The 19,484-nt window shown below is 28.8% G+C and carries 21 protein-coding genes; 19 read left to right on the forward strand and 2 right to left on the reverse strand.

Annotated features, from left to right (window positions below; all coding sequences use genetic code 11):
* Positions 1–30: 30 nt before the first annotated feature.
* The 5 genes from G9F71_RS03325 (at position 31) to G9F71_RS03345 (ending at position 4,258) form a co-directional block, all read left to right on the forward strand.
* A complete protein-coding gene (locus G9F71_RS03325) occupies positions 31–1,134 on the forward strand; it encodes a TlpA family protein disulfide reductase (protein ID WP_164949522.1) in 1,104 nt (367 codons plus the stop codon).
* A 183-nt stretch (positions 1,135–1,317) separates the two neighbouring features.
* Entirely contained in the window at positions 1,318–1,476 is a 159-nt protein-coding gene (locus G9F71_RS03330) for a CD1871A family CXXC motif-containing protein (RefSeq protein WP_164949523.1), read from the forward strand.
* Positions 1,469–2,299 carry a 4Fe-4S binding protein gene (locus tag G9F71_RS03335; protein WP_164949524.1) on the forward strand — a complete coding sequence of 277 codons (831 nt, stop codon included), beginning with the start codon at positions 1,469–1,471 and terminating at the stop codon, positions 2,297–2,299. The genes G9F71_RS03330 and G9F71_RS03335 overlap by 8 nt, the downstream gene beginning before the upstream one ends.
* A 167-nt stretch (positions 2,300–2,466) precedes the next feature.
* A complete protein-coding gene (locus tag G9F71_RS03340) occupies positions 2,467–3,162 on the forward strand; it encodes a response regulator transcription factor (protein WP_164949525.1) in 696 nt (231 codons plus the stop codon).
* Positions 3,155–4,258 (forward strand): sensor histidine kinase, encoded by a 1,104-nt coding sequence (locus G9F71_RS03345; RefSeq protein ID WP_164949526.1) that lies wholly within the window; start codon positions 3,155–3,157, stop codon positions 4,256–4,258. Before G9F71_RS03340 ends, G9F71_RS03345 begins: the two co-directional genes overlap by 8 nt.
* Before the next feature lie 182 nt (positions 4,259–4,440).
* Here the strand turns inward: G9F71_RS03345 and G9F71_RS03350 are convergent, their stop codons facing one another.
* Positions 4,441–5,304: an AraC family transcriptional regulator gene (locus G9F71_RS03350; RefSeq protein WP_164949527.1), complete on the reverse strand. Its 864-nt coding sequence runs from the start codon at positions 5,302–5,304 to the stop codon at positions 4,441–4,443.
* Positions 5,305–5,413: 109 nt separating this feature from the next.
* On the opposite strand from G9F71_RS03350, the gene G9F71_RS03355 reads away from it, so the two are divergent.
* The 8 genes from G9F71_RS03355 (at position 5,414) to G9F71_RS03390 (ending at position 13,574) form a co-directional block, all read left to right on the forward strand.
* Positions 5,414–6,925 (forward strand): UDP-N-acetylmuramoyl-L-alanyl-D-glutamate--2,6-diaminopimelate ligase, encoded by a 1,512-nt coding sequence (locus G9F71_RS03355; protein WP_224626162.1) that lies wholly within the window; start codon positions 5,414–5,416, stop codon positions 6,923–6,925.
* Positions 6,926–6,981: 56 nt separating this feature from the next.
* Positions 6,982–8,232: a dicarboxylate/amino acid:cation symporter gene (locus G9F71_RS03360; protein WP_164946448.1), complete on the forward strand. Its 1,251-nt coding sequence runs from the start codon at positions 6,982–6,984 to the stop codon at positions 8,230–8,232.
* A 223-nt stretch (positions 8,233–8,455) separates the two neighbouring features.
* Positions 8,456–9,160 (forward strand): response regulator transcription factor, encoded by a 705-nt coding sequence (locus tag G9F71_RS03365; RefSeq protein ID WP_164946447.1) that lies wholly within the window; start codon positions 8,456–8,458, stop codon positions 9,158–9,160.
* A gap of 152 nt (positions 9,161–9,312) precedes the next feature.
* Positions 9,313–10,233 (forward strand): ATP-binding cassette domain-containing protein, encoded by a 921-nt coding sequence (locus tag G9F71_RS03370; RefSeq protein ID WP_164949529.1) that lies wholly within the window; start codon positions 9,313–9,315, stop codon positions 10,231–10,233.
* Complete coding sequence (locus G9F71_RS03375; RefSeq protein WP_164949530.1) at positions 10,226–10,972, forward strand: ABC transporter permease; 747 nt, start codon at positions 10,226–10,228, stop codon at positions 10,970–10,972. The genes G9F71_RS03370 and G9F71_RS03375 overlap by 8 nt, the downstream gene beginning before the upstream one ends.
* A gap of 41 nt (positions 10,973–11,013) precedes the next feature.
* Positions 11,014–11,919, forward strand: a complete 906-nt coding sequence (locus tag G9F71_RS03380; RefSeq protein ID WP_164949531.1) for a sensor histidine kinase — start codon at positions 11,014–11,016, stop codon at positions 11,917–11,919.
* A gap of 189 nt (positions 11,920–12,108) precedes the next feature.
* Positions 12,109–12,957 carry an undecaprenyl-diphosphate phosphatase gene (locus G9F71_RS03385; RefSeq protein WP_164949693.1) on the forward strand — a complete coding sequence of 283 codons (849 nt, stop codon included), beginning with the start codon at positions 12,109–12,111 and terminating at the stop codon, positions 12,955–12,957.
* A gap of 44 nt (positions 12,958–13,001) precedes the next feature.
* Positions 13,002–13,574: a phosphatase PAP2 family protein gene (locus G9F71_RS03390; protein ID WP_164949532.1), complete on the forward strand. Its 573-nt coding sequence runs from the start codon at positions 13,002–13,004 to the stop codon at positions 13,572–13,574.
* Between the two features lie 74 nt (positions 13,575–13,648).
* Here G9F71_RS03390 and G9F71_RS03395 read toward each other — a convergent pair whose 3' ends face one another.
* Entirely contained in the window at positions 13,649–14,146 is a 498-nt protein-coding gene (locus G9F71_RS03395; RefSeq protein WP_164949533.1) for a cupin domain-containing protein, read from the reverse strand.
* Between the two features lie 182 nt (positions 14,147–14,328).
* Here G9F71_RS03395 and G9F71_RS03400 point away from each other — a divergent pair, with 182 nt between their 5' ends.
* The 6 genes from G9F71_RS03400 to G9F71_RS03425 all read left to right on the forward strand — a co-directional run bounded on the left by G9F71_RS03400 (position 14,329) and on the right by G9F71_RS03425 (position 19,461).
* On the forward strand, positions 14,329–15,426 hold the full coding sequence (locus G9F71_RS03400; RefSeq protein WP_164949534.1) for a TlpA family protein disulfide reductase: 1,098 nt from the start codon (positions 14,329–14,331) through the stop codon (positions 15,424–15,426).
* Positions 15,427–15,558: 132 nt separating this feature from the next.
* On the forward strand, positions 15,559–15,717 hold the full coding sequence (locus G9F71_RS03405; RefSeq protein WP_207712058.1) for a CD1871A family CXXC motif-containing protein: 159 nt from the start codon (positions 15,559–15,561) through the stop codon (positions 15,715–15,717).
* Entirely contained in the window at positions 15,710–16,540 is an 831-nt protein-coding gene (locus G9F71_RS03410; protein WP_164949535.1) for a 4Fe-4S binding protein, read from the forward strand. The genes G9F71_RS03405 and G9F71_RS03410 overlap by 8 nt, the downstream gene beginning before the upstream one ends.
* A gap of 210 nt (positions 16,541–16,750) precedes the next feature.
* Complete coding sequence (locus tag G9F71_RS03415) at positions 16,751–17,770, forward strand: hypothetical protein (RefSeq protein WP_164949536.1); 1,020 nt, start codon at positions 16,751–16,753, stop codon at positions 17,768–17,770.
* Between the two features lie 23 nt (positions 17,771–17,793).
* A complete protein-coding gene (locus G9F71_RS03420; RefSeq protein WP_164949537.1) occupies positions 17,794–18,681 on the forward strand; it encodes an ABC transporter ATP-binding protein in 888 nt (295 codons plus the stop codon).
* Positions 18,682–18,684: 3 nt separating this feature from the next.
* Entirely contained in the window at positions 18,685–19,461 is a 777-nt protein-coding gene (locus G9F71_RS03425) for a hypothetical protein (RefSeq protein WP_164949538.1), read from the forward strand.
* Positions 19,462–19,484 lie beyond the last annotated feature (23 nt).

The raw sequence follows: 19,484 nt of genomic DNA on the forward strand, positions 1-19,484 counted from the left end.
AAAATACGTAATAGATTAAGGAGAATTATTATGAAAAGAAAATTTTTAACAGTTTTAATATTAGCAGTATTTTGTGTATCCATGGTGGCATGTAACAAATCTACAGCAGAAAAATCCAAACAAACTAAAACTGAAACTAAAAAAACAGATACTGTAAAAAAAGATAAAAAAGAGGTAGAAAGAAAATTTGAAGATTTGGGAATTGGATTTAACTTACCTGATAAGTGGAAAAGTAAAGGACGAAATATAGATGTATATGCAACATTACCAGAAGAAAATATAGGAGGACAGGTAATTGTTAGTTTGATACTTGATGAGACTATGGATAAGGCAAAAAAAATAAATAAGGATTCAGAGAAAATTCCAGAAACAGATAAAGTAAAAATCAAAAAAGTTGCAACGGAACTTATGGATTTAACTAAAGAATTTAAAGAATTATGTAAGATAGTAAATATAGATAAGAGCAAAACAGAAGGTAAAGTTCAAAAAGAATTATTCTTAAAATATAAGAACAAGGATTTAATAGGTAAAGAGGGTAATATTGAATTTTACTTATTATACAATGATAAGCCTGATATTAGTGGTTTATCAGAAAAATCTAAGAAAGCCTATGAAGAAATATATGGAGAAATAAATAGTTTTAAAAGTTTAATTAAGACATTTAAACCAGTATCCGAAAAAGAAAAATTAAGCAAACATAAGAAAGTTGAATTTAAAACTAAAACTATAGATGGTAAAGAAATAGATAGTAGTATTTTTAAAGATAGCAAGCTTACAATGATAAACATATGGGCTACATATTGCGGCCCATGTATAGGAGAAATGCCTGACCTTCAAAAGCTTTATGAGGAAGTTAAGGGAGAGAAAATTAATGTGATAGGTCTTATTTCAGATACACCAGATGAAGATAATGAAGAATTAGCTAAGAAAATTTTATCGAAAAAAGGTGTGAAGTTTACTAATATTATTCCAGATGAAAGCATTAAAAATAGTATATTAAAAGATGTTTCAGGAGTTCCTACTACATTTTTTGTTGATAGGGAAGGAACTATTGTTGGAGAGTTTATAGTAGGTACTAGAGGAAAAGAAGAGTATAAGAAGTTAATTGAAGATAGATTAAAAAATATAAAATAGTAAAATACATATCTCATCTTATAATAGGGGAGGTATGTATTGCCACTGGGATTAATACATATAAGCACGGGTGATAATTTTATGATTTCACGGCAAATCATTTAAATTAGTTTTATAATTTCAAGAGTGGATGTTTTATTATGAGATAATTATAATAAATGATGTATCAAGGATGTGAAATTTATGAATGCAAATAAATTCAACAAAAGCGAAGTATTTATAAAATATAGTATTTTAATTATGAGTATTTTATTGATTTCTACTGGTATATATAGAAATGAAGTAAGAATTATATTAAAGAAAGCAATAAACATATGTCTGGAGTGTATAGGAATTGGATAAAAGGAGAATAGTTCAAATTATTGTAGCTATAACCACAAATGCAAATGTAAATGGGTTTTTAAAAGGTAATATCTATAAAGGAAATGCGAAAAAAATCTGTGTTCCAGGTCTAAACTGTTATTCTTGTCCTGGAGCTATGGGTTCTTGTCCCATAGGTTCTTTGCAGGCTGTTATGGGAACTATAAAATATAATTTTTCATTATATATAGTTGGACTTATGTCTTTATTTGGTGTTACATTTGGTAGGTTTATATGTGGTTGGTTATGTCCCTTTGGTCTTATTGAAGATTTATTACATAAAATACCTTCTAAAAAGATAAATGTAAGTAAAAAGGTAAATGATGTACTTAAATATTTAAAATATATCATGTTAGCCGTATTTGTTATAATATTGCCTATTTTTTTAGTGAATGAATTTGGAATAAGTCCGCCATATTTTTGTCAATACATATGCCCAGCAGGAACGCTAGAGGGTGGAATACCGTTAGTTTTTCTAAATAAATCCTTAAGGGGAGCTGTAGGATATTTATTTGCCTGGAAGATGTTTTTACTAATTACCATTATTATAGCATCAATATTTATATATAGACCATTTTGTAGATATATCTGTCCCTTAGGAGCTTTCTATTCATTGTTTAATAAAATTAGCTTTTATAAATATGACATAGATAAAAATAAGTGTACAAACTGTAATGCCTGTACAAGAAAATGTAAAATGAATATAGAAGTTTATAAAAATCCTAATAGCCCTGAGTGCATAAGATGTGGGGAGTGTGTAAAGGCATGTCCTACAAAAGCTATAAAAAAAGAAGTTGAATTTTAGAGTCTTAACTGTGTATAAGCACAGAGTACTTAGTTAAATTTTAGTAGAGACAATTTTTGCGTTTCTATATTGATGTTAGACAAATGTATTTTTAAAATATATAATTATTAAAGATGTATAAGTTATAGGATTAAAACTCTATAAGAGTAAACAAATGGAGTGATTATATGAGTAAAAATATATTAATTGTAGATGATGATAAAGAAATAGTTAATTTAATTGAGATATATTTAACTAATGAAGGTTACAATAGTTATAAGGCATATGATGGGGAAGAAGCTTTGCAGGTTATTGATAATTGTGATATAAGTCTTATAATACTAGATATAATGATGCCCAAAATTGATGGATTAGAAGTATGTAACAAAGTTAGAAAGAAGCTTAATATACCTATAATTATGCTAAGTGCTAAAAATCAAGATTCAGATAAAATAAAGGGGTTATTGATAGGAGCAGATGATTATATGGTAAAACCATTTAATCCTTTAGAGCTTATGGTTAGGGTTAAGGCCATATTTAGAAGAGTTTACGAATTTGATAAAAATAGTGATGAATTAAAAGATAGCGATACTATAGTTATAGGAGCACTTAAAATAAAAAAATCCACTCATCAGGTAGAAGTATATAATAAGATTATTGCTTTAACCTATACAGAATTTGAAATATTACACCTATTAGCTAATAATACAGGAAGAATTTTTAGTGCAGAAGAAATATTTCAAAGAGTTTGGAAAGAAAAATATTATCAATCAAATAATACAGTTATGACTCACATGAGTAAATTAAGAGAAAAGCTTGATGCGGTTTTAGATGGTGAGAAACTTATTCATACTATATGGGGAGTAGGGTATAAAATTGAGTAAAAATAGTACATATAAATTAGAGTTAAAAATAGTGTTTGGTATAGTACTTAACTTTGTATTTTCAGCGTTAACTATGATAGCTATATACGTTATGTGGAGATTTTTGACGGATATTATTTTAAAGAATTCACAAGACTTGTTAAACATGATTTACATTTTAAGGCACCATATTAATTTCAGGACAGTTGCAATTATAATATGGATAATAATTTTTATAATCTATTTTCATTTATCAATTTATAAGAAGATTAAGTATTTTGTGGAAATTGATGAACATATGAAAGCTATAGTTAAGGGTGAAATAGAAAAAAAGATACCAGAAAAACCGAAATCAGAGCTTGGAAAAATGGCTAAAAATATGAATGAAATAATAGATAAATTAAATAAATCAATAGAAGAAGAGCGGAGAGCAGAACAAACAAAATATGAATTAATAACAAATGTATCCCATGATTTACGCACTCCATTAACCTCAATATTAGGGTATCTTGAACTCATAGATAAGGATAAATATGAAGATGAAGTTAGGCTTAGATACTATGTAAGTATTGCCTATGAAAAATCAAAGCGATTGAACACTTTAATTGATGACTTATTTCAGTATACCATAATGAGAAATAGCACTTTAAAATTAAATAAAGAATTAATAAATGTAATTGAACTTTTAAATCAAGTGGTATTGGAATTTAATCCACAGTTTAGAAAAAAAAATATAGAGTGTAGGACATATTTTTCGGAGGATAAACTTTTAATAGTGGCTGATGCAGTTAAAGTAGCTAGAGCATTTGAAAATCTAATTTCTAATGGTATGAACTACGGAAGTGGAACTGAGTATATTGACATATGTACTAGGAAAGAAAATAATAGTGCGGTTATAGAGGTAATTAATTATGGTGAACCAATACCAAGTATAGATGTACCTTTTATTTTTGAAAGGTTCTATAGAGTTGAAAAGTCACGTTCAGAATTTGCTGGAGGTTCAGGATTAGGTCTTGCTATAACTAAAAGTATAATAGAGCTTCATGAAGGTGAAATTTTTGTTGAAAGCAATTATGAGAGAACTGTTTTTATAATTAAATTACCCTTGGGTAGTTAATAAGGTTTTAGAAATTAATTAGGAAATACATTGTGGATAATAAGATTGCCATAAAAAAACAAGAGTGATATAGAATATAATGGTACCTATAGGATGGACATTTTAAAAAAAATGTTTGGACTATAGGTAATTTTTTTGTAAAATTTATATAAGGATAAGGGATATGGAAAATTTTGTTGTAGTTATATATTGGATTTATAATATTGCTTAGGTGATAGCTCAAATTCCTTTTTAAAGGCGCGTACAAAGCTGGAATAATCCCCAAAGCCACATTGCCCGCAAACTTCTCCTGTCTGCATGCCACTTTTTATAAGATCTGAGGCTTTTATAATTCGTTTTTTTTGTATATAGTTATATATTGTATAGCCAGTTTCTTCTTTAAATAAATGCATCAAATAATACTTATTTAGATAAAATTCTTTTGATAGCATTCCTATAGATAAATGCTTATCTAGATTTGAGTTTAGAAAGCTCAAAATATTTTCAATTCTAGGGTCATATTTAATATCATCAATGTTTTTATTAATATCCATTCCAAGAAATAATCTATTTATTTTTACCATGAACTGAAGAAATAAGGCGTTTTTTAATATAGTACTACCAAAAGCCATATCTTGCACCTCTTCTTCAAGGTCCGCTAGATTTTGCTTTAAGGAATTTATATTCTTGCTACACAATCTAATAAGATTGAGCTTTCGCTCAGATGCCAATTGAAAACAACTTAGAAGATCACAATTATTTTTATTATGTCCTTCTAAAAATAATGGATTTAGCCACAGTATCATTCGTACGTAAGGCACAGTTGGGCTTATTATCGGTAGGTGAAGATCATTTCTACCAACTAGTAATATATCCCAAGGTTTTAATTTATAAGACTTTCCTTCAATTATATATGTAACTTCTCCTGAGACGAAAATAATTATTTTATTAAAGTCATGGTAGTGAATTTCAAATTCAGTTTTTTTCTGATCTTTTAGGTTAAAGAAGAGGAAATCTTCATTAAGGTATCCTCTTTTTACTTTTTGCGTAGAAATATTATCCTTCATATAGCACCTCAAATATTAGAAGTTTATTACATTATAGCACTTTATGCAAGGAATTAAGCATTAACTACAATAAAAATAGTAAATGTAGAGCATATAATAGTTAATAGGAATGAGTAGTAAATATTGCAGCTTCAAAGAAGATGATTTAACAGGAGGGAATAATGTGAAATTATATGAGATATTAAAAGGCATAGATCACGAGATATTAGTGGGGGATCTTAATTTGGAGGTATGCAGTATAACCTGGGATTCAAGAAACATAGACAGAAATTCACTTTTTATTGCAGTGAAAAATAAAAATATAGATAGACATGATTTTGTATTGGACGCTATAAGTAATGGGTCTATAGCATTGGTTGTAGAATATGAAATTCCTAATATACCAGAAGACATTACAGTTATTAAAGTTAAGGACGCAAGAAAATCAATGGCTATCATAGCTAAAAATTACTATGAAAATCCAACAGAAAAACTAAAGATTATAGGGGTTACAGGTACTAATGGAAAAACTTCAGTTAGTTATTTTATATCAGAAATACTCCAAGCACTTCAAGTTAAATGTGGAATTATTGGCACTATAGAAAATACTGTTGCTGGGAAGAAGATGAAAACTAAAAAGTTAAATCCGACTACACCTGATTCAATTGAGCTTCAAGGATCCTTTGCAGAAATGCTGTGTTATGGAGCAACCCACGCAGTTATTGAGGTAACATCTTCAGCATTATCCCAGGATAGAGTTTATGGATGTAAATTTGATATTGGTGTATTTACAAATTTAACTCAAGACCATTTAGAAGAGCATGGCACTATGGAAAATTATAAAAATGCTAAATTAAAGCTATTTAAAATGTGTAAAAAAGGAATAATAAATATAGATGACGCAGTCGCGGCTTATATAATGGACAATGCAAATTGTGAGATTATAACTTATGGCATAGAAAATGATTGTGATTTTAGAGCAATTAATATCAAGTATACAAGCAGTGGCGTGAATTTTAATCTTGTTCATAATAATGAAATTAGAGAAGTTCAGCTTAGTATACCAGGAAGATTTAGCGTATATAATGCACTAGCTGCAATTGCAACCGTCTACTGGTTAGGACTAAATTTAGATGACATAATAAAAGCTGTTAAAGAAATAAAGGGAGTACCGGGAAGATTTCAAGCTATACCAAATAGCAAAGGCATTTTAACTATAGTAGATTATGCTCATTCACCAGATGGCCTAGAAAATATACTAACATCAGTTAAAGAATTTGCCAAAGGTAGAATAATTTTAGTTTTTGGTTGTGGTGGAAATAGAGACACAGGTAAAAGATCAATAATGGGTGAAATAGCAGGGAAATATAGTGACTATTGTATTATTACCTCAGATAATCCTAGAAAAGAAGAGCCAAAATTAATAATTGATGAAATCGAAGTAGGAATGATTAAAACAAGTTGCAGCTATGAAAAAATACAGGATAGAAGGCAAGCGATTTCTAAAGCACTCGGTATGGCAGAAGCCTTTGATACAGTAATAATTGCAGGAAAAGGACATGAGAATTATCAAGTACTAAAGGACGAAACTATACATTTTAGTGACGAGGAAGTAGTGAGAGAGTATTTTTTTAGCAATTAATATTGCAGCGATGCAGTTGAGGATTTAGCTTTAATATTGGAAGGAGTTAAATATATATGAAGAACTTTTTAAATAATTATAAAATGTCGTTGGTGCTACTTTTATCAATACTACTAGGTGGAATAATAGGTATTATATTAGGACCAAAGGCTACAGTACTGGAACCCTTTGGACAAATATTCTTAAACTTGATGTTTACTATAATAGTGCCTTTAGTGTTCTTTAGTATAACGTCGGCTATAGCTAATATGACGGGTATGAATAGACTTGGTAAGATAATGATAAATATTGCAATAGTTTTTGTAATTACTGCATTGATATCCGGTATTTTGGCTATTGTGGGAGCATTGATATTTAATCCAACTAAAGGATTAGATGCTGAGGCTATTAAAACTATTTTATCTAAGGTGGGAGGGGAAATTGGAACAGAAGCTGGAAAGGTATCTTTATCACAACGCTTAGTAAGTACAGTTACAGTGGGAGATTTCTCAGGGTTATTTTCTAAAAATAATATGCTTCAAATAATCATTTTTTCTGTGTTATTTGGAGTATCAACAGCATTAGTTGGTGAAAAAGCAACAGTTGTAAAAAACCTTTTAAATGCAGCTACAACTATAATGATGAAAATGGTAAGCATTATTATGTACTATGCTCCAATTGGACTCGGATGTTATTTTGCATCAGTTGTAGGGCAGCTGGGAACACAGATATTACAAGGATATTTAAAGGTGTTCCTCTTATATTTAGGATTGACAACAATAAATTATTTTGTATTTTTCAGTATATATTCCTATTTATCAGCAGGTAAAATGGGATTTAGAGCATTTTGGAAAAATGCAATTTCACCAACAGTAATAGCATTAGCTACTTGTTCAAGTGCTGCATCAATTCCTGTTAATCTTGAAGCCACTAAGAAAATAGGTGTGCCAAAAGACATTGCAGAAACTGTAATACCACTTGGAGTTAATACGCATAAGGATGGTTCTGTTATGGGAGGAGTGTTAAAAATAGTATTTGTATTTGGCTTATTTGGTAAAGAAATTAACAGTATTCCAATGATATTATCGATATTGGCAGTAAGTTTTTTAGTAGGAGCAGTTATGGGAGCAATACCAGGTGGAGGAATGATTGGAGAGATGCTTATAATAAGTGTTTATGGATTTCCACCTGAAGCACTTCCTATAATAGTTGTTATTAGTACAATTATAGATGCACCGGCTACAGTGTTAAACTCAACAGGGAACACAGTGTGTGCAATGATGGTTTCAAGACTTGTTGATGGGAAGAAGTGGCTAAATGTTAGTTAAAGAATGAAAAGCGAAATAGTATAAGTCAAATTAATAAAACATTCAAGAAAACAGGTTTATTTTAAATATATTAATTTACACATTCATACAATGTAGGAAGGAACCATGGTAAAATATAGATAGAAAAGCATAGAAAATTATAGAATTTAATGCTATGACAACTGCATTAAAAGATTGCAAGAAACCTTGTTGTAAGAGAGCAAGTTTTGGAGAGGGCTAAAATATGGATAAAAGAGCTAAGATTTTAGTAGTTGAAGATGAAAAGGATATTAATAAATTACTTTGTACTATTCTTGAAAATAAGGGGCATAGGGCTAGAGCAGCGTTTTCAGGGACAGAAGCTTTAATGTGTGTAGAAAATGAATGGTGGGATACGATTTTATTAGATTTAATGATTCCAGGGATTAGTGGAGAAGAAGTTATATTAAAAATTAGAGAAATCACAAAAGCACCAATAATTATAGTAACTGCAAAAACATCCCTAAAAATTAAGGTAGAATTATTAGAAAGTGGAGCGGATGATTTTATTTGTAAGCCATTTGATCCAGATGAAGTGGTTGCAAGAGTTAATTCTAATTTAAGAAGATATTTAGAATTTTCCACCCATGAGAAAAAGAAAAATGAAGATAATATTTTGCGTTATAAAGATATTAGTTTAAATACAGAAAGTAAAGAAGTAAAAGTGGGACAAAACATAGTTACGTTAACTGCAAAAGAGTTTGCATTGCTAGAATTATTATTAACTAATCCCAATAAGGTATACAGTAAATCTAATATTTTTGAAAGTATATGGGGAGAAGAATTTTTAGGTGATGATAATACTGTAAGTGTACATGTGAGTAGATTAAGAAATAAGCTATCTAGTGCAAATAATAGTGAAGATTACATAGAAACAATTTGGGCAATGGGGTATAAATTAAGAAAATAGTTAATATTGCAGCATCGCAGATGATGATTTAATATAAAAAGCAATAATTAATATTATCTATTAAGAAGATTTAAGACTTTTGAAAGACTTTAGCAAAGTTTTCTTATGAAACATAAGTTATGATAAAAGTATGATTTATAAGGAGGTAAAAAATGAGTGAATATATAATTAGAGCCAGTAACATTACAAAAACATATGGTAATCACAAAGTTTTAGATGATTTATCCATAAACATTAAAAAAGGTGATATATATGGAGCTATAGGAAAAAATGGTGCTGGAAAAACAACTATTATTAGAGTGCTTACAGGTCTTGTTATACCTAATAATGGACAAGTTGAACTATTTGGGCATAGTGAGGAGAAGGAGATTACTAAGGAAAGAAGTAGGCTTGGTACATTAATAGAATCTCCAGCTCTTTATCTTAACATGACTGCGGAGGAAAATCTTAAACTTGTTAAAATTCAAAGAGGAATTCCAGGAAACAAATGTATTGATCAGACTTTAAATTTAGTAGGACTTAAGGATGTAGAGAAAAAGAAAACCAAGAATTTTTCATTAGGAATGAAACAAAGACTAGGAATTGCTATGGCATTATTAAGTGAACCAGAATTTTTAGTTTTAGATGAGCCTATGAATGGATTAGATCCAATTGGAATAAAAGAAATAAGAGAGCTTTTACTTAAATTAAATAAAGAAAGAGGAACAACTATTTTAATATCAAGTCATATGTTATCTGAACTTACGCACATTTCAAATAGATATGGTTTTATAAATGATGGGAAATTAATTGAAGAAATGACGGCCGATGAACTTTTAAATAAATGTAGAACTTATCTTCATTTGAAAGTAAATGATTCTTCGGATGTCTCAGTTATTTTAGAAAATGAGATTGGAATAAAAGACTTTGAAGTTTTTCCTAATAATATCATAAGAATATATGATGAATTTGACGGAGAAAGGGTTACTATGGCTCTATCTAAACATAACATAGGAGTTAAAGAAATAATGCAAATGGGTGAATCTCTTGAGGAATATTTTACCAAGTTAGTTGGAGGAAAAGGTAATGAGTAATTTAATTAGAGGAGAATTTTACAAATTAAAAAAAAGCAATTATTTTATTGGGATAATATTTTTAGCAATAGGGGCTTCATTTTTTTTAATTACTGTATGGGATAAGGATATACAACGACTTCAGAAAGCACATTCTAATTTTCTTATGAATGGAGTATATTCAATAGAATACGCATTCGAATATATTATATATACCAGTTTTATATTTGCATTATTAGGCGGAGAATTTATTGCTAAGGATTTTAAGAATAATAATATAAGCAAAAGTTTCAGTTATGGATATAGGAGAAGTAAGGTTATACTAAGTAAATTAATAGTATTTATAATGGCTTGTTTATTTTTAGAAATAATTTATACAACAATTTTAGTTATACATGTTTCAATAATTTATGGATTTTGTGAAGTCTTAAATTTAAGTACTATTTTATATTTAACCAGAGTAATTATTATTGGCATAATGTATAATATAGCCACAATATGTATAATTGCTATGATTGCTATGATAACAAAGAGTGCTCTTTGTACATTTGTTTCACCAGTTATATTTTTTTTGAGTGTTCAGTTGTCTTTTTCAAAAATAGGTACATATATTCTTCTTCCTTATGTTGCTGGGCGAGGAGCAATATCAAGATTTGCACTTAAAGAAGATATTATACTTGGAATAATTTCATCGCTTTTAACTTTTAGTATAACAATTGGAGTGAGTATGTTATATGTAAGGCATGAGGATATTAAGTAAATGATAAGTGAAAATTTTATTATATGAGTAGGAGAAATGAAATGCATTTAGGTATTTTTTTAATGATTATTTTTCTAGTATTAATTTTGGCAGTAGCACTTATTAAGCTACATTTATATAAAAGAGAAATAGGAGCTATAACTAAGCAAATTAAAAATTTTAGAGTGAGAGAAAACAATAAAAAAGTTAATACTGAAATAGCTGATAAATATATAGAAGACTTAGCTTTTGAAATTAATGAATATTTAGAACTTTACAGAAGAAATGAACAAGAAAAAGCAATGTTTGAAAATACATTAAAACAAGGGATAGCTAATATGTCTCATGATTTAAGGACACCCTTAACATCAATAATAGGATATTTGAAACTTCTTAAGCAGAATGAGATAGATAAAGAAGAGGCATTAGAAATAATTGAAGATAAAACTAATAAATTAAATGTTCTTATAAATGATTTTTTTGAGTTAGCTTTAATAGAGAGCGAAGATTATGAATTAGAGATTACAAAAGTGAATTTAACTAATATAGTACGCGACGAAATTTTATCACTTTATGAAGCTTTTCAGAGCAAAGGGATAGAACCCAAAATAAGCATTTCAGATAAGGCAATTTTTATAATGGGCGATAAGGATAGTTTAGAGAGAATAATAGATAATTTGCTTTCTAATACATTAAAATATGCAGAGAAAGATATTCAGATTAAATTAGAAGAATGTGATGATAAAGTAATTTTTAAAATTTCAAATATATGTACAGGCATTGAGGAAAAAGATGCATTACATATGTTTGATAGATTCTATATGGCAGACAAGGTGAGAACAGGAAAAGGTGTAGGACTTGGGCTTTCTATTGTAAAAAGTTTAATGGAAAAGATGAATGGAGTAATAATATCAAAGCTTGAAGAAAATAGGATTTCTATAATGTGTGAATGGAAATGTATAAAATAATATTATTAAATATGAACTTGATGTAAAATAGCAAATGGATAGTTTAACTATTTATTTGCTATTTTTATTAAAAATTACGAATCTTACATACACGTCATATTCCTGTAAGCTTTACAGATAGTAAGTTATGTATTATTATTATAAACTATGTATATATATTTATAATTAGTTTCGAAGGAGTGATAAATCATCGATATAATATTTTTATTAAAAGCAATTGTAATAGCAATAGTAGAGGGGCTAACAGAATTTGTGCCAGTATCTTCTACAGGACACATGATATTAGTTGGATGGGCAATGGGGTTTCAAGGAAAATTTGCAGAGATGTTTGAAGTTGTAATTCAGCTTGGAGCAATAATGGCAGTGGTTGTTTTATATTGGAAGAAGATTAAAGAAAGCATAATAGAATTTTTTAAGTTTATATTTACCAAAGGAAAAGAGGGTAAAAAAGGATTTAAATTTGGGATAAACGTTATTACCGCATCTATCCCCATGGGAATTGCAGGAGTATTACTATACGATAAAATAAAATCTAAATTTATACCAGAAGCTGTCATAGTAGGATTTATAGTTGGTGGATTATTGTTACTAATAATCGAAAAGAGATTTGGAAATAAGCATCATAAAGTAGGAAGTATAGATAGCATAACTCCTGTTCAATCATTTAAAATTGGTTTATTACAACTTCTTTCTATGTGGCCAGGAATGTCAAGAAGTGCTTCTACAATCATGGGTGGATGGATTGCAGGATTATCAACACCAGTAGCAGCAGAGTTTTCATTTTTCATAGCCATTCCCGCTATGATAGGGGCAACAGGGAAGGATTTATTTGAATTTGATTATTCTATAATGACACTGACATTGTGGATTGCATTAATAGTTGGAGTTGTTGTAGCTTTTCTAGTAGCTTTAATTGTTATGAAAAAATTTGTTGATTACTTGAAAAAGAAGCCAATGAAAGTCTTTGCAGTATATAGAATAGTAGTAGGTACTTTACTTGGGATATTAGTATTAACTAAGATCATTACTTTAACATAATTACTGATTTGAGAGGAAAGCATAGAGAGGATGGTTAAATTAAAATGATTTATTATTTAGGAAATTCTATAAATTTAGGATGGGATAAATTTTTTATTGCTATTTCAAGCTCTTCGGACACAACTCCTCAGTTTTTATTAACCGCATTAGTTTTTATTATATTATATCTTTTCAATAAGAAAGTAGAAGCTATTTGTTGTGTATTTAATATCGGATTTACTGGTTTTACAAACTTGATACTTAAAAATACAATAAAAAGAGATAGACCAACGGGAATATGGTTAATGGATGCTGATGGCTATAGTTTTCCTAGCGGTCATTCTTCTATTTCTACGGCTATAGGAATTGTACTTATTTACATTATATTTAAACGAATAAAGAATAAAAAAATCGCTTATTTTATGAGTGGGCTTATAGTTATATATTTAATTCTTGTAGGAATTAGCAGGGTTTATGTGGGAGTCCACTATCCAGGAGATGTTTTTGGTGGATGGATTATAGCTGGAATATGCTCTTATATTACTATTGTGATTTATAAGTTTTGTATGAAAAAAGGTCTAAATAAATATTTAGATAAACATTTTACTATTAAATTCAAGATGTTTAAAAGCAAATAAAAATATAATATTAATATAGTGAGACCCTACTAGAATTATTTATTCTAGTAGGGTCTTTAATTATAAAGTCATATTTATTTTGTAAGCTTAATTATTATATCCTTATGTTCAGAGTATTTATTTAAGAGAACATCTCTTTCAATTATTTCAAAATCTTTAAAGTCGAATCCAGGTGATACCATGCAGCCAACAAGAGAGTATCCTGGGCTATTCATAGCAGAACCAAAGATATGATTCTTAGGTACTAGGAACTGCGGAGTTTCTCCATTTTCTATATTAAGACCTAATTGCTTTGTAGTAAGTTCTCCATTTGGACTTATCATATATATTGTAAGAGGGGAGCCCGCATGGTAGTACCACATTTCATCTGATTTTAATCTATGAAAACTTGAAATTTCTCCATCTCTTAATAAAAAATAAATACTAGTCCAAAGTATTCTTTCACCTTCAAACTTAGTTTTAAGGTTATTGGAGCTAATATTTTCACAAGAGCAGAAGCTGCTTTTGTAAAAACCACCTTCAGGATGAGCTTCCATATTTAATGTGTCAATAAAGTATTGGGATGAGTACATAATTTATCTCCTTTGTTAAAAAAATTTGATTGTATTTAATTATAATCAAATAGGTTAATAGTGACAAGCTTATTTGTAAGGTTTATTTAAGGTTAATGTCATCAAGAGATAAGGTTGACCTTATATAATGTACTTATAGCGTAAGGGTAAAAATATGAGTTGTAAATAAAGGAGAATTGATTATGAAAAGAAAATTTCTAACAATATTAATAGTAGGGGTGCTTTGTATATCTATGGTGGCTTGTAATAAGGAAACCAAAGAAAATTCAAAACAAACTCAAAATAAAACGGAACAAACAGAAACTAAAAAAGAAGATGCAGGAAAGAAATTTGAAAATTTAGGTGTTGAATATAAATTACCAGATAAGTGGAAAGCAAAAGAGAAAAATATAGATTTACTTGGACTTGATGGAGAAGAAAATATAATAGGACAGCTTATGTTTAGCTTTATAGCTACTGAAACTATGGACAAGATGGAAAAATTAAACAAGGATTCGCAAAAAATACCAGAAACAGACAAAGTAAAGATGGAAAAGTTTCAAACAGACCTTATGAATTTATTAAAAGAAAATAAAGAACTATGTACTATTGTAACTATAGACAAAAGTAAAACCCAAGGAAAAGTACAAAAAGAATTGTTCGCCAAGTTTAAAAATAAGGATTTATTAGGTAAAGAAGGTAACTTTGAAATCTACTTATTATATAATGATGTACCTGAGGAAAGTGGATTATCAGATAAATCTAAAAAAGATTTTAAAGAAGTATATGGAGAAATTAAGAATTTTAAAAGTTTGATTAAAACATCTAAACCAGTATCAGAAAAAGAAAAATTAAACAAATATAAGAAGTTTGAGTTTAAAACTAAAACTTTAGATGGAAAAGAAATAGATAGTAGTATTTTCAAAGGTAGTAAGCTTACTATGATAAATATATGGGCTACATATTGTGGACCATGTATACAAGAAATGCCAGATATTCAAAAGCTTTATGAAGAGGTTAAAGGTGAGAAGATTAATGTGATTGGTCTTGTTTCAGATACACCTGACGAGGATAATGAAGAATTAGCTAAAAAAATATTAGAAAAAAAGGGCGCGAAGTTTACTAATATTATTCCAGATGAAAGCATTAAAAATAATATATTGAAAGATGTTTCAGGAGTTCCTACTACATTATTTGTTGATAGCGAAGGAAATATTGTTGGAGACTTTATAGTTGGTTCACATAGTAAAGAAGACTATAAGAATGAAATTCAAGCTAGGCTCAAAAGTATAAAAAATTAAACATAGTTTAGAAATAACATACCTCACCTTATAACAGGTGGGGTATGTATGGTAATTGGGAAATATAATTTTAAGAGCAGAAATTTTATTATAAACTAATTACAGCAAATGAAAAACAAGGATGTGAATTATATGAATTCAAGTAAGGTTAGTAAAAATCAAGGTTATATAAAATATGGGATTTTAATGATGAGCATCTTATTTATTTCTACTGGATTGTATAGGAATGAAGTGCGAATTGTATTTAAAAAAGCAATAAATATATGTTTGGAGTGTATAGGGATTGGATAAAAGAAGAATAACGCAAATTGTTGTAGCTATAACCACAAATGCAAATGTAAATGGGTTTTTAAAAGGCAACATATATAAAGGAGCCACAAAGAAGGTTTGTGTTCCAGGCTTAAATTGTTACTCTTGTCCTGGAGCGCTGGGGTCTTGTCCTATAGGTTCTTTGCAGGCGGTTATAGGAACCGTAAAATATAATTTTTCATTATATATAGTTGGCCTTATGTCTTTATTTGGTATTATATTTGGTAGATTTATATGCGGGTGGTTATGCCCCTTTGGTCTTATTCAAGACTTATTATATAAAATACCTTCTAAAAAGATAAAAGTAAATGAAAAAGTGAATAATAGACTTAAATATTTAAAATATATTATATTGGCATTATTTGTTATAATATTACCTATGTTTTTAGTAAATGAATTTGGAATAAGTCCTCCATATTTTTGTGAATACATATGTCCCGCGGGCACGCTAGAAGGTGGAATACCATTAGTTTTAATGAATAAATCACTAAGGGGAGTAATAGGATGCTTATTTGTATGGAAGATGTTTGTACTAATTAGTATTATTATCGCTTCAATATTTATATACAGACCATTTTGTAGGTATATATGTCCCTTAGGCGCATTTTACTCATTATTTAATAAAGTGAGTTTTTACAAATATGAAATAGATAAAAAAAAGTGTACAAACTGTAGTGCTTGTGCTAGAAAATGTAAGATGAATATAGAAATATATAAAAATCCTAATAGTGCTGAATGTATTAGATGCGGGGAATGTGTAAAAGCATGTCCTACAAAGGCGATAAAAAAAGGATTTGGATTTTAATGGATGAAATTTTCTTAAACTTGCCACTTGCCATCTAGGTGGCACTTTTTATTATGTAAGGTTTATTTAAGGTTAATGTTATCAAGAGATAAGGTTAGGGTTATATAATGTACTTATAGCAAGATAAGATTTTAACGGATGACATTCACTTAAACTTGCCACTTGGATTCATCTTATTCTAAGGTGGCACTTTTTATAAGGAGGAACAAAATGATATATTGGGAACTTAAAAAAATATTTAAATCAAGAACTGGAGTAATTATAGCAATAATATTTATTTTACTTTGCGGATCAATGGCTTTAATAAAACCACAGATGGAAACGCAGAAATCACATAGAAATGAGCAATATGATTTAATTAAAGATACAAGACTAGCCACGGTAATTGCACAAGAAAAGTTAGATGCAAAAATAGGCACTATAAGGGAAGCCGCAAATAGTCAGGAGAAAGATGATTTTAGTAAAGCTATGAAGGAAATATCCCATAAAAAACTGAAAAGTATGGAAGACACTAAGTATAGTGATGTTAGCTTCTGGAAGGTATTCGATTATAGAGCAACCAATACACTTATGGCATTCTTTATGGTGGTAATTCTAATCATAGCTTGTTGCAATATATACACGGATGAAATTGTGTCTACAGTAGAAAATTTGATTCTTACATCAAAAAATAAAAATAGAGCTTTATATTCAAAATTAGGACTTGGAATATTAATACCAACAGTTTTATATGGGTTTTATCTAGTAATCCAATTTATAATAACAGCACTCCAATATGGACTGCCAATAAATGGACAACTACAAGCCATAAGAATAATAGACAACCCTATTTTAGTAAGAGATGCATATACTATAATTCAATTTATAATATTAAAGATAGGCATAATGATATTGATATTAGCTACACTAGGTGTAATTGCATGTTTATGTTCATTTTTAACAACAAGCTCAATTGCAGCTACAAGTGGATTCTTGATATTTATTATTATTCCAAAATTGTTAACAATGGTAAAAGTAATTCCAGGTAATGTTCAAATGGTATTAAATAATATTAATTTTGTAAATTTACTATTCTATTTTAACCAGTTTGCTGGCGTGTATTATGGAAATGTAAAATTCTTTGGGATGAACTTTGATTTAATTAATCTTTGCCTTGGGATATTGGGAATGATTTTAGTGGCAGGAGTTACAATGAGCATAGTGTCATTTAAAAAAGTATTAGTAAAATAATTAAAATTAAAGGAGGAACAATAATGAATAAACTTGAGATAAAAAACTTAACAAAAAGCTTTGGGAAAAAGAATGCCAACAATAATATAACACTTACTTTAGAAAATGGTGTATATGGACTACTCGGACCAAACGGAGCGGGTAAAACTACACTAATGAAACAAATAGTAACATTAACAAAGCCCACAAGTGGAGAAATTATTTATAATGGGAAAAGTATTTATGAAAAAGAAGATGAGTATAGAAATATTATTGGATATTTACCACAAGAATTTGGTGCATATAAGAATTTTACAGCAAAACAATTTTTGAAATATGTGGCTGCATTAAAGGGAATAGACAAAAATAGTGCTTCTAAAAAAATTGACGAACTACTAAACCTTGTTGGCTTATATGAAGTTAGAAATAAAGCAGTTGGTAAATTTTCTGGTGGTATGAAAAGAAGAGTTGGAATTGCACAAGTATTATTAAATGACCCTCAAATAGTTGTACTTGATGAACCAACAGCGGGCCTTGATCCTCAAGAAAGAGCAAGATTTAGAAATCTTATAGCTGAAATATCAAAAGATAAAATAATAATACTATCAACTCATATTATTTCAGATATAGAAGCTGTAGCAAGAGAAACTATAATGATTAAAAATGGTAGCGTTATAATAAAAGGAAATCATAAAGATATATTAGATGGCATGAATGGAAAAGTATATAAGATTACAACAAATAAAGAAAATGAAGTTATGGATATACAAAGAGATTATAAGGTAGTTAACCTTCAAAGGGGCGCAGATATTACAGAACTCAGAGTAGTAAGCGATAAAATGCCGCTATATGCATCAGCGCAAAGTATAGAACCAAGATTTGAGGATGTATATATGTTTTACTTTGATTTAGAAAATACTAGGGAGGTGTAACTTATGGGAATTCTTATAAAATCAGAAATAAGAAAAATGTTATTAAAACCTAGCATAATAATAACTTGGATTGTTTTACTTTTATTTTGTAAAATTTTAATTAGGCCAGATACAGGTTCAGAGGTTTGGGCAGATGTCTTTAGTAAAATTTATGGAATTGTACCACTTATAGGATTAATAACATTTATGATAATTTCAGCTACATATACACTTGAATATAGCTCTAATATGAATGAACTTATCAATACAACCCAAAATGGAAAGAAAAAGGTTGTAATGGCAAAATGGATTGGTGCAGGTATATCAACATCAATAGTTAATGTATCAATAGTACTTATAATATATGTAGATGGATTAATAAAATCAAATTTTAGTGGGTTAGACTTACCATTAAAAGAGCTTTGGTATTTTGGAAATAGTGGTTCAAACATAACTGTATTGCAGATGATGATTATACTTATAATAACTGTTATAATAGGTTCATTCTTTTTCTCAGAACTCGGATTATATCTATCAGCAATAAGTAAATCAGCTTCTATACCTTTTATTTTTGGGGGTCTACTTATGGGAGTGCCCTATATACTAAGTGGTATATTATCTCAAGGTGGATACGCAAAATATTTTGGGGTAACTCCACTTTGGGGAATGATGTCATCAGAATTAATAAGATACAAGGTTCCAATGGCATTAATAATAGTTCAAATAGTAATAGTTATTGTTGGCTTTGTATTTTTACCAAAGGGTACCTACAAAGCATTTATAAAAGAAGGAAAAAGATAATAAGTTAGTTTTTATGGTATTAT

Source organism: Clostridium sp. FP2, from assembly GCF_011065955.2.
Lineage (GTDB): Bacteria > Bacillota > Clostridia > Clostridiales > Clostridiaceae > Clostridium_AD > Clostridium_AD tagluense.